The 17,247-nt window shown below is 34.6% G+C and carries 12 protein-coding genes; 4 read left to right on the top strand and 8 right to left on the bottom strand.

Annotated features, from left to right (window positions below; genetic code table 11):
- Positions 1-258: 258 nt before the first annotated feature.
- From ACQ65V_RS12825 to ACQ65V_RS12835, 3 genes are all read left to right on the top strand, one after another.
- On the top strand, positions 259-2,151 hold the full coding sequence (locus ACQ65V_RS12825; RefSeq protein WP_430468202.1) for a tetratricopeptide repeat protein: 1,893 nt from the start codon (positions 259-261) through the stop codon (positions 2,149-2,151).
- Between the two features lie 21 nt (positions 2,152-2,172).
- Positions 2,173-2,595 (top strand): thiol-disulfide oxidoreductase DCC family protein, encoded by a 423-nt coding sequence (locus ACQ65V_RS12830; RefSeq protein WP_430468203.1) that lies wholly within the window; start codon positions 2,173-2,175, stop codon positions 2,593-2,595.
- Positions 2,596-2,969: 374 nt separating this feature from the next.
- Positions 2,970-5,084 carry a mucoidy inhibitor MuiA family protein gene (locus ACQ65V_RS12835; protein ID WP_430468204.1) on the top strand — a complete coding sequence of 705 codons (2,115 nt, stop codon included), beginning with the start codon at positions 2,970-2,972 and terminating at the stop codon, positions 5,082-5,084.
- 267 nt (positions 5,085-5,351) lie between these two features.
- On the opposite strand, the gene ACQ65V_RS12840 is transcribed toward ACQ65V_RS12835, so the two are convergent.
- From ACQ65V_RS12840 to aroC, 7 genes are all read right to left on the bottom strand, one after another.
- Positions 5,352-6,392 carry a glutathione synthetase gene (locus tag ACQ65V_RS12840; protein ID WP_430468205.1) on the bottom strand — a complete coding sequence of 347 codons (1,041 nt, stop codon included), beginning with the start codon at positions 6,390-6,392 and terminating at the stop codon, positions 5,352-5,354.
- Between the two features lie 13 nt (positions 6,393-6,405).
- Entirely contained in the window at positions 6,406-8,250 is a 1,845-nt protein-coding gene (locus ACQ65V_RS12845) for a flavohemoglobin expression-modulating QEGLA motif protein (protein WP_430468206.1), read from the bottom strand.
- A gap of 3 nt (positions 8,251-8,253) precedes the next feature.
- Positions 8,254-9,081: an N-formylglutamate amidohydrolase gene (locus ACQ65V_RS12850; RefSeq protein ID WP_430468207.1), complete on the bottom strand. Its 828-nt coding sequence runs from the start codon at positions 9,079-9,081 to the stop codon at positions 8,254-8,256.
- Positions 9,081-9,416 (bottom strand): hypothetical protein, encoded by a 336-nt coding sequence (locus tag ACQ65V_RS12855; protein WP_155087556.1) that lies wholly within the window; start codon positions 9,414-9,416, stop codon positions 9,081-9,083. The genes ACQ65V_RS12850 and ACQ65V_RS12855 overlap by 1 nt, the downstream gene beginning before the upstream one ends.
- A 52-nt stretch (positions 9,417-9,468) precedes the next feature.
- Complete coding sequence (gene gshB, locus ACQ65V_RS12860) at positions 9,469-10,506, bottom strand: glutathione synthase (protein WP_155087557.1); 1,038 nt, start codon at positions 10,504-10,506, stop codon at positions 9,469-9,471.
- Positions 10,507-10,572: 66 nt separating this feature from the next.
- The gene (locus ACQ65V_RS12865; RefSeq protein ID WP_430468208.1) at positions 10,573-12,015 is read right to left on the bottom strand and encodes a dicarboxylate/amino acid:cation symporter; all 1,443 of its coding nucleotides are present in this window, start codon (positions 12,013-12,015) and stop codon (positions 10,573-10,575) included.
- A gap of 82 nt (positions 12,016-12,097) precedes the next feature.
- Positions 12,098-13,168, bottom strand: a complete 1,071-nt coding sequence (gene aroC / locus ACQ65V_RS12870; RefSeq protein WP_430468209.1) for a chorismate synthase — start codon at positions 13,166-13,168, stop codon at positions 12,098-12,100.
- A gap of 205 nt (positions 13,169-13,373) precedes the next feature.
- On the opposite strand from aroC, the gene ACQ65V_RS12875 reads away from it, so the two are divergent.
- Positions 13,374-14,228 (top strand): UDP-2,3-diacylglucosamine diphosphatase, encoded by an 855-nt coding sequence (locus ACQ65V_RS12875; RefSeq protein ID WP_430468210.1) that lies wholly within the window; start codon positions 13,374-13,376, stop codon positions 14,226-14,228.
- Here the strand turns inward: ACQ65V_RS12875 and ACQ65V_RS12880 are convergent.
- Positions 14,220-17,141, bottom strand: a complete 2,922-nt coding sequence (locus tag ACQ65V_RS12880; RefSeq protein ID WP_430468637.1) for an FAD-binding and (Fe-S)-binding domain-containing protein — start codon at positions 17,139-17,141, stop codon at positions 14,220-14,222. The two genes, ACQ65V_RS12875 and ACQ65V_RS12880, sit on opposite strands and share 9 nt — an antisense overlap.
- Between the last annotated feature and the right edge of the window lie 106 nt (positions 17,142-17,247).

Below are 17,247 nucleotides of genomic sequence, written 5' to 3' on the forward strand. Positions count from 1 at the left end.
ATATAAAAAAAGTGACTTTTTACCATTGTTATTTGGTTATATAATTCTGTAATTATGAATTTATTGATGTTTTAGACAGTAGTTTGGTTCATTTTAAATCGCACATAAATTACTTAATGATAAAATTTAAAAAACTCAGAAACTATTTTAATCAGGTCATTTATATAGACAGACCTTCTAGCTTGTCTAATGTACTTTACAACTCAACATTTAGTTAAAATTTTATAACTACCTTAGTTAAAGCTAAATAACCATCTCATGAAAAGAACAATTTTCATTTTAATATTCGCTTTATTAACGCAATTAGGGTTTTCCCAGCACAAAAAATTAATAGACAGTTTAAAACTTGAATTAAAAAAAAGGACCACTGACGATTCCATTAAAGTCTCTATTTTAACTAGGCTTCATGAAAAGTTAATGTTTTCTAAGCCAGAAGAAGCGAAACAATATGCTCTGGAAGAACTAAGAATTTCAAAAAAAATAAACTACAAACGAGGACTAGGTGTTGGCAATTTGCACTTGGGGAACTACCACTCCAATAGAAGCGAAAATGACTCTGCTTTATACTACTACAATAAGGGGAAGGCATATTTTAAAGAGATAAAAAGTACAAGGGGAATTATCTTTACAAATCATTCAATATCTAGTATAAAACAAATTAATGGTGAACTAGATGAGGCCATTGCTCTTACAAAGGAAACTCTAAAATCCATACAAGATAATGAGGAAGATGGTGAATCTAAAACCAAATTTATTGGGGCACAACATAGTGCGTTAGCTAATATCTATATTGAAAAAGGAAGCTATAGAATTGCATTAACTGAAGCTCTTAAAGCCTTAAAATGTTTTGAAGTGATAAATCACGAATCAAGAAAAGCAGATGTCTTAAAACAGATTGGTGATATTGAATCTGCTTTAGAAAATCACAAAGCTTCAATTGATTACTTTAAGGAAGCTATAGAAATTTACGAGCGGATTGATGATAAGATGTACGCTGCTTACGCTCATAATTCTTTAGGGATCTCCTATCAAAATCTAAAAAACTATGAAGAAGCAAAAAAACACTTTGACATAGCTATACAGTATTCTAAAACGGTGGAAGACAAACTTTCGCTTTCAAATAGTATGCATAATTTAGCTGAGTTAGAGATAATCAACAAAAATTATGCAGAGGCTAAAACGCTCTTGGTGAATGCTAAGCAAATATCTGAAAAAGAAAAGCTGCAGTTAAGTTTGGTCAATATTTATAGTGGATTGTCTAAAATCGATTACCATACCAATAATTTTTCTGATGCTCTAAATAATAATGATAAGGCCATAGCACTCAGCAAGTCCATAGGTGCATTACCACATTTAAAAGATCTTTATAATTTCCGCTCAGAGATACTATTAAAAACCAATAGAGCGGAAAGGGCTGTCCATTACTTAAAAGAATCTCAAAAACTAAATGATAGCTTATTTAATTCTAAAAAATCACAACAAATAGAAGAGTTAAAAACCATTTACGAAACTGAAAAGAAAGAAACCGAAATTGCACTACAGAAAGAGGAAATAAAAAGTTTAAGTCAAGAAGTAGAAATTAGTAATCTGCGAAAAGGGCTTTATTCTGGTGGTATGTTTGCCTTTGTTGCCATATCTGGTTTACTGTTTTTTGGATTTAGACAACGTATAAAAAAGAATAGGATTGCTCGCGAAAAACAAGAAGAAATCTACAAACAAGAAATAGAATTCAAAAAGAAAGAACTAGCCTCACAAACACTTCATTTAGTACAGAAAAATACGTTTATTCAAGAGTTAAAAGAGAATCTAGAAAAAATCAAGGCATCTCCAGAACTGTTTAAAGTAGAGTTTAGACGTCTCGTAATGTTGCTAAAAAAAGAAAGTGCTGAAGACAAAGACTGGGAGGTTTTTAAATCCTATTTTGCTGAAGTACATAATGATTTTGATGAAAAGATTAAATCCATTTCTAATGATATCACGGAGAAAGAAATTAGGCTGTCCGCATTTATAAGAATGAATTTATCTACCAAGGAAATTGCTTCAATGCTCAACGTACTTCCAGATAGTGTTAAAAAATCCAAATACCGATTAAAGAACAAACTTTCTTTAGGCAAAGAAGACGATTTAACGCAGTTTTTAAATACTTTGTAACTTTAGGCTTATCTTTGCATTGTGATAGAAAAAGTACCTCAAAATAAGCAACTGATACTGTTTGATGGTGTATGTAACCTATGTAATAATAGCGTACAATATGTTATAAAGCGGGATGATAAAAATATGTTTTTGTTTGCACCTTTGCAAAGTGAAATAGGTGAATCTATAATAGATACTTTTAATATAGACACTAATAAGACGGATTCCATTTTACTTTATAACCCAAAGACCAATTCAATTAAGCAAAAATCTTCTGCGGCATTAGGTATAGCCAGGCACTTAGGTTTCCCTTCAAATTTATTGGTGGTATTTTATATTATACCATCCTTTATAAGAAATTGGGTTTATAATTATATAGCCAAAAATCGTTACAAATGGTATGGAAAAAAAGACGATTGCATGATACCGACACCAGAACTGAAATCTAAATTCATCTCATAAAAAAGCCTTTTAGCATCCATTCTAAAAGGCTTTTTTAAATTAACAACTTACTTAAAATTAATTTAATCTAAACAAAAAATTTAATTTCAATTCTATGGGTTTGAGGGAAAATAACGAATTGAGTTAATAGCACATTTTTTGTTACCATAAAGATATTTCATTATAAAACCACAGAGGAAAAAACTCGATATAAGCCCAATAATAATTGATTAAAAAGTTAAAAGTGCAGATAATATCTATGAGGTGCATTCAAGAAAACCTTGCTAACTAATTGAAATATATCTTTCACTTTATACAATTGTGCACTCACTCATTTCAGATTTAATTAAGTTTTGGTTAGCCCTAGTTTTGAGAGAAACAAATACAAAACCATTATGAAAACCTTATCCCAATTTTTATTCATTCTATTGTGTACCACATTTTTATATGCACAAAAATCTAGTAAAATCACTGATGTTACAGTCTATTTAGATGGTGCAGAAATAAATAGAAACGCCAAAATAAATCTCAAACCTGGTACTACTGAGTTTACTTTTAACAAATTATCACCACAGATAGAAGAAAGTAGTATTCAAGTATCCGGTCTCAAAGGTGCTTCTATTTTATCCATTAACTATGGGATTAACTATTTATCTAAACAAAAGCCAAATGACTCTATTGAAGCATTAAAAACAGAACTAAAGTCACTAGATGATAGTATTCAAAACGAATTTGATTTAATATCTGGATTTAATGAAGAAATGAGCTTAATTCAAAATAATAAAAGTCTAGGTAATGAGACAGAAGTTGTAAGTATAGAACAGCTAAAATCTTTTGCTAAATATTACAGAACAAGAACGACCGAACTGAAAATGGCAATCCATAAATCGAATAAAATAATTGAAGAATATAAGGAGAAGCAAAATGACATAAGACAACAATTAGCAGAGTTAAATGTTGATGAAAAAGTACAGACTGGCGAGATAACCTTAAAACTAAACAGTGACAAACCATTAGACCTAGATTTAAAAATATCTTATAATATTAAAAATGCTGGCTGGTTTCCTATATATGATTTAAAAGCGGAAAAAATCAATAGTCCCATAAATCTAGAATACAAAGCACATGTGTTTCAAAACTCAGAATGTGATTGGACCGATGTAAAACTGGTATTATCTACGAGTGATCCTAATACAAACAATGAAAAACCAATAGTAAATCCAAAATACTTAAACTTTATCAGCGCTTACAGTAATTACCAATCGCAACGTGCCACAAGAAGCTATAATTACAAATACAACCCTTTGGTAAAAACAGTTTCGGGTGTAGTTACTTCTGCAGATGACGGTTTGCCATTGCCTGGAGCAAGTGTTTTAGTAAAAGGAACAACTACTGGTGCCCAAACTGATTTTGATGGCAGATACGCATTAAATACTACCAACGGAAACACCTTGCAATATTCTTATGTAGGTATGAAAACCGAAGAACTCCCTATACATTCCAGTATTATGAATGTGGCATTAGATTCTGATAATACTTTAGATGAAGTCGTTGTTATTGGTTATGGTACAACTACCAGTAGAGCTTATGCAGGCACAACATCTGTAGTAAAATCTGAAGAAATTGTAAATGGCTTATATGGTGCAGCATCAGGAATAAATATAAGAGGTGCTAGTACTTTGGAAAGTAAAAGCAATATCCTATATGTTGTTGACGGTGTTCCTGTAAAAGCTAGCGCAGCAAGTAAAATTAATCCAGATAGTATAGAGTCAATTGAAGTTTTAAAAGACAATCAAGCCACTGCAATTTATGGTAGCAGAGCCGCAAATGGTGTAATAATTATTACCACTGGGAATACTTCACAAAGAAGAACTAATGAGTTAGGTGTTGTTATAGACACAGGAATAACCAATACACGCTTTGAAATTGACAAAGCATATAGTATTCCATCAGATGGTGATGTAACTGTTATAGAAATCGATAAATTCAGTGTACCTGCAAAATACAATTACTTTGCTGCACCAGTTTTAAATGAGAATGTGTTTTTAACTGCAAAAGTTGGCAACTGGGAGCAGTACAACTTACTACCAGCAGAGGCTAATGTCTATTTTGAAGGCAGCTACTCAGGTAAAACAAATATTAATCCTGGTGCCACAACAGACAGTTTAACTATTTCGTTAGGAGTTGATCCAAATATTGTTGTAAAGCGTACTCAGAAAAAAGACTTTAAGAAGACCACATTTATAGGGAATAATAAAGTTGTTTATAAGGGTTTTGAAATTGAAGTTAAAAATAATAAGCAAGCCAATATTCAGTTAACACTTATAGATAGAATTCCTATTACACAAAACAAGTCCATAAAACTAGATGATATTGAAACTGGCACATCTGAGTATGATAAAGAAAAAGGATTATTAAAGTGGATTATTGATTTAGCATCTGGTGAAATAAAGAAGGTTGAGCATTCTTATTCTGTAAAATACCCAAAAGGAAAACGTGTTAATCTTTAACTCATTAGGATAAAGACTTAACTTATCAAAAAAGCCAATACACTCAGTATTGGTTTTTTAATGCCTACATCTAGACTACTTTAGATATAGCTTATTTTAAGTTAATGGTTTTAAGCTTAGTAATTTTAAGCCTCAAAGCGAGATGATGTTGGTTCGACCCTAGCTTCTGTTAGTTAGGAATGAGTCGGACTCTATTAAGAATTAAGTCTAACTTCTTGATAGTGTCAATGAAAATGATAGACAGAAACATTTAGCTTTGAGGTTTTTTTATAAGGTTCCTAATCTGCTGTTAAACAAATAGTCGTCATACATTTCTTTGTAATACACCTTCTTTTCAATGGACTCAATTACCGGAGTACAGAAATCCTCATCATACATTTGATTGGAAATATTCAATCCACCAGGACTAAAAACATTGATCTCCATGAGTTTGTTACCCACAATATCCAAACCTACTAGAAACATTCCATCCTGAACCAATTTAGGTCTTACAATCTCGGCAAGTTCCTTAATTTGATCTGTCATCTTCGCAGATTCTGGTCTTCCGCCAGCATGGACATTACTTCGAATATCTTTTGAGGTATTCACACGTTGCATCATGGCATATTTTCCATTGACCTCTAATGGTTCACCATTCATTAAAAATACACGAGTATCACCATTAGTTGCTTCCTTTAAATATTCTTGAGCAATTACAAAACCGTCCCTAGCTATGGCATCTATAGTTTGTGTGAGATTATGCTCATTTTTTTTATCCATCAAAAACACATTGGTTCCGCCAGAACCTTGAAGGGGCTTAAGAATCATTTTTTGCTTTTGCTCCTTAAAGAACTCCTTAATCTCATCGTGGTCTCTAGATATAATAGTTTTTGGTCTTACAACTTCAGGGAAATGCTGAAAATACATTTTGTTTACAGCTCCTGCCAAACTCAATGGATGGTTGAGTACCAACACACCATTACGCATGGCAATTTCACCAAATATAAAAGCTGCATTCTGTGCCCAATCACGTACACCAATTTCATCCGCAGGATTGTTTCTTAAAAACAAAACATCCAACTCTTCTGAACTTATGCGTGTAAACTTTTCTTTCTGAACGGCTTTAAAATAGGTTTCCTGTGAGTTGAATTTTGATTCACTTATGGTTTTACAGCGCACAGATAAGTGCCCTTTAGAGGCATAAGCCAATTCGCCAACACCAATAAAATAGACATCGTGACCGCGTTTGTATGCGGCATAACCCAAACCAGGTGTGGTATAATTTGGTTTTTCGGTGGTGTGGTCATTTATTATAAATGCAAGTTTCATAGCTTTTGTTGTGTTAATTTACCAAGTCTGTAATATCCATACCTTTTCGCAATTTCTTTAACCGTTTTTGTACACTTTTGCGCTCTAAAAATCTTGGCAGTTCAGCTTTAACCAAAACTTTTCTGTATAGTAATTCTTCTATAAGGTCAATATGTGTTATGTTGAATTTACCAGTATAAAGATGCTCTAAGGCACCTCCTTTCTTTATATAGTCCATTAAATCAATGAGTCCTGCAAGGTAAACCGCATCTTTTGTAAGACCGCCTCCTCTATAAACACGCATTGAGATATAATAAGAAATACGTTCGCTAAATGAATATTTATCACGCAATAGGTTGAATGTTTTAATGAAATTTGCACCATTAACCATAGATTCCACCGCAATAACGCGGCCTGCCAATAGTCGTAAACGGTTTACTGTTAATCCTCCAACCAGATATTCAGCAATTACCGCTAACCCTTCCTGCAACTGGTCATAACCTTCAAAACCTTCATACATTTGCCTAAGCGGTTGGCGTCTTCCATTACAGTAAGTTAAGATATGTGTGCCTACTTCATGTTGAATTAAAGCATCACATCTGTTGGCATCAAAACTTATCTCGTCATTAATAAGAAGTTTTGTTTTAGACACCATAATACCAGCAACATCATTTCGTATTTCTAAGGATAAATCTAGATCTGGGAATTTGTCGTTATAGTAATCCAATTCTTTTTGGGCATGCTCGGCAAATTCATAGCAACTATAGCGCTTTTTACTCTTCTGTTCTTCACGTTTTGGATAGACCGCTAAAATATGCTTGGCCTGCTCTAAAACTTTCTTCTTGATGACTCCATATAAACTCTCACCAACAAACCTAAAATTCTTTGTGCCACGCTCTTCGAGCATCGTTAATTGCTTTTCAATTTCAAGTCGTTTTCCACGTAGAATAAAGGCTATGGTCGGATCATCTACTTCATCGATTGGTATATTGTAAAGTTTTCGTTTTTGCAACTCAGGATCTAATGCAATCAATCGATATTTGAAAGAAGGTATTTTATCAAACTTGTTTTTCTTAAAGTTTTTCCATTCTTCATTACTGTTTACAGGAGTTGTTCGCAATAAAAAGGACATGCCTTCACTTACTTCAGCTAGTTCTCTGTCGGATCTTAAAGTAACCTCGTCAATATTTGTTTTGCCAAGCATTAAAAAGTGCTCAAAATCATCTGTAGTCTGCACTCTTATAAATTCAAAAACAGCACGTTTAACGGTTTCAGAGAATACCGAATAGTATTCTCTAAAAAACAAGGAATAGAGTTCGTTGCTTTCAGTATTTTTATATAAAATGGGCATGGTCACTCCGATTACCAAGGTTCCTTTTTTCTTAGATTCATCTATATCGAAAATAGGCACTAGGTGTTTAGGGTGCCGTTTGTGCGTATCATCAATTTCTACATCTATATTTGGGTAGAAGTCCTGTAAGGATTCAAACCCATCCTTTAAAGCTGCTACAGTAGCCGGAGCTTTCTCTTTAGGGCAAGAGATATGGAAAGTATTACTTTTATCGTCTTTTTCTGGCCAAAACTCCAAAATCAAGAACGTTTCAAATTTATTTGATACAATAATTCTAATGGCTTCGAGTAAATGGGTAATATCCACATCATCACTAACAATTAGATATGAGGCTTGTGTTTTAATGATTCGGGAGAAGTAAACATCCAATTCACTGTATCTATATACACAGATAAAAGGTAATAATTTGTCTATATGAAGAAGACCGTTTTCTGGTAAAGTTGCATTCACGGGTTTTCCTTCTGATATATGGTTACATATATCCTCTATGATTGAGGAATCTATATTATGCAATTTTGTGGTTTCCATTAATTAAGAATACGAATTATAAAAATTTAGGGCATGCTCTTTTAAAAGAAATTTTAACTGTTCTTCTACAGCACTAACGACTTCTGGATAAATAACCTGATTGTACTCATCGCAATACACCTTGGCAATTTCGGTAGCCAAAACTAGGGTGTTTTTAAAGTTTGTAGTAATATATTTTAAAAAATAGCCATTACCTTGAAACGTGTCGTTAATTTTAGCGGTTTGTTTGATATTATGAGAAAGTTCTATAGTTGATAGGGCTTGTCTCCAAGCTTCTACCTGGTCACCAAAGCGCTCATTGTCAATATTAGAGGTGCCTAAATTCCAAGTTGGCACTTCCCTATCCCAACGTTTCCAGTTATAGCTGTGCATATCGTACACTATACAAATACCATATTTCTCTTCTATTTTTGAAATTAGAGCATGTACCACTTTATAGAAACTGGCGTGTTTCTTTAAACTTTTTTCTTTTTGTGCTTCTGGCAAAGGCTGTTTCCATAGTTGCTTTCCCCAAGCGGTTTCAAAAACTGCATTTTCAGGGTCACGGTTGAGATCATATTCGAAACGCGAATCGCAACCAGCAATGAGAATAGGATGCGAAATCACCATGTTTTTGGTTTCAGGATCCTCCTCGTACCAACGCTCATATTCGGTATGGAGACAATTCTCCCAAAGTTCTTTTCTAAATTGATGGCCATCATGCACCGCGCCACAGACATAAGGAACATATTCATCAATTTTTAATGTGAATGAATAGTCCTCGGAAACGGCACTAAAGGTTTCTTCGGCTTCAATTTTTGAAATAATCTTATCTATCGGTAATCGTTGCATCACACCGTTTTAAATAAGCGCTTTAATGATTTCATCATATTACGCTCTAAAATATTAAACTCACCATCTGAGAAAAACAATATTTTGATATCTGCCAAAAGCATATCTATATCATCTTTACTGTAATTATGTTGCTCTAGACTGACCATAATTTTTTTAATGCCCTGATAATCGTTGTCTGCATCAAATTCATCATGGATTTCCTGAAATGTTTCTCTATCTACTTTAGATAGAATAACGTTTCGTTCATTGTTGTCTTCCTTAAAATCTGAGTTTGCGGCAAACAACAAAATGTAAGCTACAAGTTCATCTCTTGTCCAGTCGATTGTTTTCATTTATAAGTCAAAAATTAAAATTTACTGCTAAGTGTAACTGAAGACTGCAATGTTACGCTTCATCAACCGTTTTACGCAATCTTGTACGTCTGTCAAAAGCTTGAAGCTTATCCAAGACCTTGCTTTCCAAAAAGTCTATAACCTTCTCTTCTACTTTTCGCTTGTTCTTATAGACTTTATTAATATAGGTAATACCACCTGGCGACATTACATTAACTTCAACCAGTTTGCCGCCAATAACATCTATACCAACAAAATACAAACCGTCTTTTACCAGTTTTGGGCCTATTTGCCTGCACAACGCTTTTTCATCTTTTGATAAGCTATGCCTTTGTACACTTCCGCCTGCAGATACATTAGACCTGTGGTCGTCTGAGCCTGGTACGCGTTTCATTGCGCCAACAGGTTCTCCGTTTAGCAATAAGATTCTAACATCACCTTGGTCAGCACCTTCTATATAATCTTGAAGAATCACATAGTTAGATTCACCATCACCAGATGAAATATAGAAATCAAGCAAAGAGTTAATATTATTCATCGCTGATTTTTCAATTAAAATCACACCAGAGCCACCAAAGCCATTCAACGGTTTTAATATCATCTTATCTGCCTTAGACTCTTTAATCTGCTTAATCAGATAATTTTTGTTCTTAGATACATGTGTATTCGGAATAATATTACTGTGTGCGTCACCAAAAGCCGCAGTGTAAAGTTTATTGTTCGCTTCACGCATGCCTTGTAAAGAATTCACAATAAACACATCGTCCTTAACGGAATCCAAAAAATTGAGCATTATAGGATCCAATGGCGGATTTGCCCTAAAGAAAATAGCATCAAAACCTGCCAAAGGCAACATCTCTTCTCTTAGCTTTGCCTTATTATAGAATGACTTTAGCGTCGATGGCACCTTTTCCATACGACCAATAACATTACAAAAAGCGTTTGTAACACTGTCTCTAATCGTAAGGTTTGCTGGAGTACACATGGCCACACCATGACCTCTTTTTGCACATTCTTTAATTAAGGCTAAGCTTGTATCGTTCTCTGGATCAATGTTTTCCCATGGATACATTATAAAGCAAATGTTCATTTCAAAAGTTTTTGGTTGTTTTAATGACTTGTTTAAAGTTAAGGACTTTTACTGAATTTGAAAACCTTATGAATCTAAATCAAATGTTTCGGTTGGATCCTTTTCAGAATATTCTAACATATTTTCGCCATCAGCAATGATAGAACATACCGTAGCGTCACCAGTAACATTTACGACTGTTCTAAACATATCCAGAATACGATCTACAGGAAAAATAATGGCAATCCAAGCAGGATTCAATCCAACAGAACTCAAAACTATGATGAGCATTACCAAACCAGCACTTGGCACAGCTGCAGAGCCAATAGATGCCAACGTAGCTGTTAAGACTACTGTTACTTGTTGTCCTAAGGTTAAATCAATCATGTGCATTTGTGCCAAGAAAATAACCGCAACCGCTTGGTACAAACTTGTTCCGTCCATATTGACTGTTGCTCCAATCGGCAATACAAAACTGCTTATCTTTTTATTGACTCCAAGATTTTGCTCCACACATTCCATAGTCACCGGAAGTGTTGCAGCACTGCTCGATGTTGAGAATGCTAAGGTTTGCGCAGGACTCATGGATTTAAAGAAGCCTGTATAAGGAATTTTCTTTACAAAGAGTTTAAGAATCATAGGATAGATAATAAATATCATCAGTAATAGACCAGCTAACACTGTCAATGAATACCAACTCAATCCTTTAAATATTTCAACAACTTTGCCTATATCATCTCCTGCCATTTTACTCACAACACCAGCTAATAACGCAAATACAAAAAATGGAGCGGCTTGCATGACGATATCTACCATTTTTAGAAATACCTCATTAACACCGTCGACTAATTTTAATACTGGTGCAGATTTATCTGTTGGAATAAATAATAGACACACACCAAAGAATATGGCAAAGAATATAATTTGAAGCATTAAACCATTGTTAGACAGTGAATAGAAAAAGTTACTTGGCACAATATCTACCAGTGGTTGCAATGGTGTTGTCTCTTTTCGTTTTTCAACAGTTTCCATCTTATCTGCAACGGCTGCTTCTTGAAGTTCGCTTTTGGATAGTTCTGAAATTTCCTGTGCACGCTCCATAAACTCTGGATCTTTAAGGTAGTTTACACCATCCTTTATTTCATAACCCTCGGAATCTGCCCAAATTTCATAACTGATTCTGTTATCAATTCTACTTTGTTCATCAATAAGTTTACCTGGTTTTACAACATTAACCAGCAACAATCCCAATGATATGGCCATTACAGTGGTAAGCAAATAGATACCTAAAGTTTTTCCTCCCATTCTACCCAAGCTAGATGGGTCACCAATATTGGCAACTCCACTAATGATAGAGAAGAGCACCAGAGGCACAGCGATAAGCTTTAAAAGATTAATAAAAATGGTTCCGAAAGGATCTATCCAATTAATGGTAAATTCGCTCCAGCCCATTGAGCTCGATAATAAAGCCCAAATGATACCGAGTACCATTCCTATTATAATTTTCCAATGTAATGCTAGTTTTTTCATAGTATTGTTGTCTTTCGACTGCGCTCAAGATAAACTCCAGCGGTAATCTTTTTATATTTAACTTATAACGTTCAGATTAGTTCTACCAATCTTTTGTTTCCTGTCGTCTTAACAGCGTATAATCCGCCAAAACCAAAGCCGCCATAGCTTCAACAATAGGTACTGCTCTTGGCACAACACAAGGATCATGTCTACCCTTGCCCTGCATTTCTACAGTTTCACCTTTGCTGTTTATAGTGTTTTGTTTTTGAAGTGTGGTTGCTACGGGTTTAAACGCAACTCTAAAATAGATGTCCATACCATTGCTAATCCCACCTTGTACTCCACCAGATAAGTTAGTTTGCGTACTGCCATCTTCATTAAACTTATCGTTATGGTCACTGCCTTTCATTTTTGCTCCACAAAAACCACTACCATATTCAAAACCTTTTACAGCATTTATGGATAACATAGCCTTACCCAATTCGGCATGAAGTTTATCAAAAACAGGTTCTCCCAATCCTGCTGGTACATTTTGCAACACACAGGTAATGGTCCCACCAATGGTATCTCCCTGTTTTTTCACCTCTTGTACCTTAGCTATCATTTTCTCTGCAGTGGCTTCATCAGGGCAACGAATAACATTGGATTCAATTTTAGAAAAATCTAAATCTTGATAAGGTTTATCAATAAAAATATCACCAACTGAAGATGTAAAAGCATCAATTTTTATACTGCTTAAAAATTGCTTTGCAATGGCGCCAGCCACTACTCTACATGCGGTTTCCCTGGCAGAACTTCTACCACCACCTCTATAATCTCTTACGCCATATTTTTGGTCATAAGTATAATCGGCATGGCTAGGACGATACACGTCCTTTATATGTGAATAATCTTTAGATTTTTGATTGGTGTTTTTTATAATGAAACCTATTGGAGTTCCTGTGGTCTGACCTTCAAATAGTCCTGAAAGAAATTCGACCGTATCAGGTTCTTTACGTTGTGTGACAATTTTTGACTGACCTGGTCTGCGTCTATCTAACTCATTCTGAATGGCTTCAAAATCTAATTTTAAGCCCGAAGGACATCCATCTATAATTCCGCCAATGGCTGCTCCATGCGACTCTCCAAAAGTGGTAAGTTTAAATAATTTTCCGAAGGAATTTCCTGCCATTAAATCTTATTTTACGCTAAAGTAAATCTAATATTACAGAAACAAAAATACCAATTGCTGTTTTAAGGCTGTCATTGACATTTATTCTTATTATTCAACGTTAAGTTTAGTAACATTCCCGTAACATTTTCCTCACGGAATATTAATTCTCTAATTACACTTAATTAATAGTTATGTGTGTTCTTTGCAGTACTAACAATTTATTTTGAACCTAAAGCGAAAAGTAGAAATAGCGGTCATTTCTGACGTGCACCTTGGTACATTTGGGTGTCATGCAAAACAGTTATTGACCTACCTAAATAGTATTGAACCCAAAAAGTTGATTCTTAATGGAGACATTATAGATATTTGGCAGTTTAAGAAGCGTTATTTCCCAAAATCACATCTAAGTGTCATTAAAAAAATTATGGATTTTGCTGCAAACGGTACAGAAGTCATTTATATTACTGGTAATCATGACGAAATGCTTAGAAAATTTGCTGATACTGAAATTGGCAATATTTCCATTGTCAATAAGGTAGTTTTAGAGTTGGATGGGAAAAGAGCTTGGTTTTTTCATGGTGATGTGTTTGACATTTCCATTCAGAATGCAAAATGGCTAGCTAAGTTAGGTGGTTGGGGTTACGACCTCCTTATTCTTATAAACCGTTTTGTTAATTGGTGCTTAGAGAAAATGGGAAAGGAACGCTATTCACTCTCAAAAAAAATTAAAAACGGCGTAAAAGGTGCCGTTAAATACATCAATGATTTTGAAAATGTGGCCACAGATCTGGCCATAGAAAATGGTTACGACTATGTGGTCTGTGGACATATCCATCAACCAAAAATGCTTGTTAAGGAAAACAAATACGGTAAGACAACATACTTAAATTCTGGTGATTGGGTAGAAAATTTCACGGCTTTAGAGTATCAATTTAAACGTTGGAAAATCTACAATTACAGTAAGGACAAGCTTTCTCCTTTTTTTGCTGATGAAGAATTAAAGGACATGGATGTTAAGGATTTAATTGCCGCCATTACGATTGTAGAACAGCCGAAGAAAAAGAAGAAACTAGATTAAAGCTTCTTTAAGAATTGTTATGGGATGCTTGGCAGTTCTCCCTGTACCATCCTTTATCTGGTGCCTACAACTGGTTCCATTAGCGACCAAAATGGTATTATCCGATACTCTTCTGACAGCAGGAAACAAAGTTTGTTCTCCAATTTGCATACTGATGTCGTATTTTTCTTTTTCGTACCCAAAACTGCCTGCCATTCCACAACAACCGCTAGGAATAATGGTAACCTTATAATTTTTTGGTAAGTTCAACACATCAAAACTGGACTTTTGATTGGCCAAGGCTTTTTGGTGACAGTGCCCATGGAATTTCACAGTCTTAGACTCTGTTGTAAATTGCTCTGAAGAAATGTTACCGAGTTCTATTTCTTTCTGAATGAATTCCTCTATCAAAAACGTATGTTTTGCAATGGATTTTGCAGCGTCTATATCATCAGCCAATCTTAAATATTCATCCTTAAAAGTAAGTATGGCTGAGGGCTCGATTCCTATTAGATTTCTTTCTTCACTTACTTTGTTTTTAAAGTACTCAACATTGGTATTGGCAATTGCTTTCGCTTCTTCTAAAAAGCCTTTAGAAATAAAACTTCTTCCACTTTCTAAATCATTAATAAACAATACGTTGTAGTTTAATTTTTGAAGTAAAAGTTGAGCGTCTAAAGCAATATGGGATTCTAGATAATTAGTAAACTCATCGACAAACAAATAGACCGTTTTAATAGCGTTTTTTGAAGTACTTTCATCACGATTTTGTTGTCGTTTTATTAACGGCTTTGACACCTTCGGAAAACTACGCTTTGGATGAATACCAAGCGCTATTTTCATAAAACCAGCAACGAATTTTGTTTGGAAAAGTGCATTATAAAAACCAGGCGCTTTTGAAGCTATTTTGTTGTATTTAGTTGAATTTGCAAAGAACTTATCCTTAAACTTAAAGCTATTTTCTTTTTGATATTGATATTGAAATTCGGCTTTTAAACTTGCCACATCCACACTACTGGGACATTCACTGGCACAGGCTTTACAACTTAAACACAGATCAAAAACTTCTTTAAGCTCGTTATGGTTAAATTTATTGGCCTTTTCTGAATTGGTTAAATATTCGCGTAAGGCATTGGCTCTAGCCCTTGTGGTGTCTTTTTCGTTTCGTGTGGCTCTGTAGCTCGGACACATGGTGCCGCCAAACTCTGGTAGCTTTCTACAATCACCAGATCCATTGCACTTTTCAGCTTCACGAAGAATACCTTGCGAAGAAGAGAAATCCAAAACGGTTTCAACTTTAGGTTCTTGACGATCTGTTTCGTACCTAAGATTTTTATCCATGGGAAGTGCATCCACTATTTTACCAGGATTAAAAATAGTATTCGGATCAAAGACAGATTTTATACGTTTTAAAATCTGATAATTAACATCACCAATCATAAATGGAATAAATTCTCCACGTACAATACCATCACCATGTTCACCAGACATTGAGCCTTTATATTTTTTGACCAATCTGGCGACATCAGTCGTAATTTTTCTAAACAATTCTACATCCTCAGATTGTTTTAAATCTAAAATCGGTCTAAGGTGCAACTCTCCTGCTCCTGCATGGGCATAATATACTGGACTTTGGTTATAAGAATTCATTAGTTCCGTAAACTCAGAAATGTAATTTTCTAAATCACTTAGAGCTACTGCTGTGTCTTCAATACAGGCCACCGCTTTTTTATCTCCTATCATGTTACCCAGCAAACCCAGTCCTGCTTTCCGTAGCTCCAAAGCTTTGTCTATTTCCCTTCCCACCAAGACTGGCGAAGTATAAGATAAACCCAATTTTTCAGCACTGGCGATAAACTCATACAAAGCAATATCTAAGGCGTCTTTAGTTGCTGCTTTTAGTTCGCACATCAAAATCGCCTTTGGCTCACCCTGAATAAATGCTCGGTTCTGCTGCTGTTGCTTATTGTGCTTTGTAAGGTTTAAAATGGTGTCGTCCATCATCTCGCAAGTATGCAGATTGTGCTTCATTAGGGCTTCAACACTTTTCATACATTTTGAAACACTATCAAAATGAAGGGCTACCATAGCGTTTTCAGACGGAGGTAATTCATCGAGCTGCAGCGTAATTTCAGTGGTAAATGCTAAGGTGCCCTCACTTCCGGTTAAGAGTTTGCACATGTTGAATTCTGTACGTGAGTCTGATAGTACTTCAGAATCTATCAATGCATCTATGGCATAACCTGTATTTCTACGATGGATCTCAGGTTTAGGAAAATTATATTCTATCTGTTTTTGAACAGCCTCAGATTTTAAGGCATCATAAATAGTACTGTAAATATGTCCTTCAAGTGTCTTTAGCTTCAGTTTTTCTTGAAAATCTGCTTTTGAGATATTAGAGAATTCGACTTCACTGCCATCACTTAGTAATGTTTTTAAACTTACAACCTTATCGCGTGTTACACCATATTGAATGGATGTGGTTCCTGAAGAATTGTTACCGACCATACCACCAATCATACAACGATTAGATGTTGATGTGTTTGGTCCAAAAAACAAGCCGAAGGGTTTTAAATAATTGTTCAATTCGTCCCTAACCACACCTGGTTGAACGGTTGCTGTTTTTTCGGTTTCATTAATATCTAAAACCTTATTAAAATGTTTTGAAACATCTACAACAATACCATTGCCTACGACCTGCCCAGCTAAAGATGTACCAGCTGTTCTAGGGATTAATGAAATGTTATTTTCATTCGCAAAACGAATAAGTTCTTTAAGGTCATCTTTATCTTTAGGAACTGCTACAGCAGCAGGCAAGATTCTATAAACAGAAGCATCAGTAGCGTATAAATTTTTTATTAAATCGTCAGTAAGTAGTTCGCCCTTAAGCTTTGATTTTAATTTAAAATATTCAGTATCAACAACCTTAGGCATACGTGTTAAGATAAGTTTTAAATGAGTTATAAAATTGTCATAAAAATAAGTCTTCTTATTCAATTTTAACATAATTTAGTCGTTATGTTAAGATAGAGCACTTTTT

The organism is Winogradskyella ouciana (genome assembly GCF_965284585.1).
Lineage (GTDB): Bacteria > Bacteroidota > Bacteroidia > Flavobacteriales > Flavobacteriaceae > Winogradskyella > Winogradskyella ouciana.

What these genes read in the sequence shown, in the direction of transcription:
- ACQ65V_RS12825 (WP_430468202.1), top strand. Translation starts at nt 259, where the DNA reads ATGAAAAGAACAATTTTCATTTTAATATTCGCTTTATTAACGCAATTA.
- ACQ65V_RS12835 (WP_430468204.1), top strand. Translation starts at nt 2,970, where the DNA reads ATGAAAACCTTATCCCAATTTTTATTCATTCTATTGTGTACCACATTT.
- ACQ65V_RS12840 (WP_430468205.1), bottom strand. Translation starts at nt 6,392, where the DNA reads ATGAAACTTGCATTTATAATAAATGACCACACCACCGAAAAACCAAAT.
- ACQ65V_RS12845 (WP_430468206.1), bottom strand. Translation starts at nt 8,250, where the DNA reads ATGGAAACCACAAAATTGCATAATATAGATTCCTCAATCATAGAGGAT.
- ACQ65V_RS12850 (WP_430468207.1), bottom strand. Translation starts at nt 9,081, where the DNA reads ATGCAACGATTACCGATAGATAAGATTATTTCAAAAATTGAAGCCGAA.
- ACQ65V_RS12855 (WP_155087556.1), bottom strand. Translation starts at nt 9,416, where the DNA reads ATGAAAACAATCGACTGGACAAGAGATGAACTTGTAGCTTACATTTTG.
- gshB (WP_155087557.1), bottom strand. Translation starts at nt 10,506, where the DNA reads ATGAACATTTGCTTTATAATGTATCCATGGGAAAACATTGATCCAGAG.
- ACQ65V_RS12865 (WP_430468208.1), bottom strand. Translation starts at nt 12,015, where the DNA reads ATGAAAAAACTAGCATTACATTGGAAAATTATAATAGGAATGGTACTC.
- aroC (WP_430468209.1), bottom strand. Translation starts at nt 13,168, where the DNA reads ATGGCAGGAAATTCCTTCGGAAAATTATTTAAACTTACCACTTTTGGA.
- ACQ65V_RS12880 (WP_430468637.1), bottom strand. Translation starts at nt 17,141, where the DNA reads ATGCCTAAGGTTGTTGATACTGAATATTTTAAATTAAAATCAAAGCTT.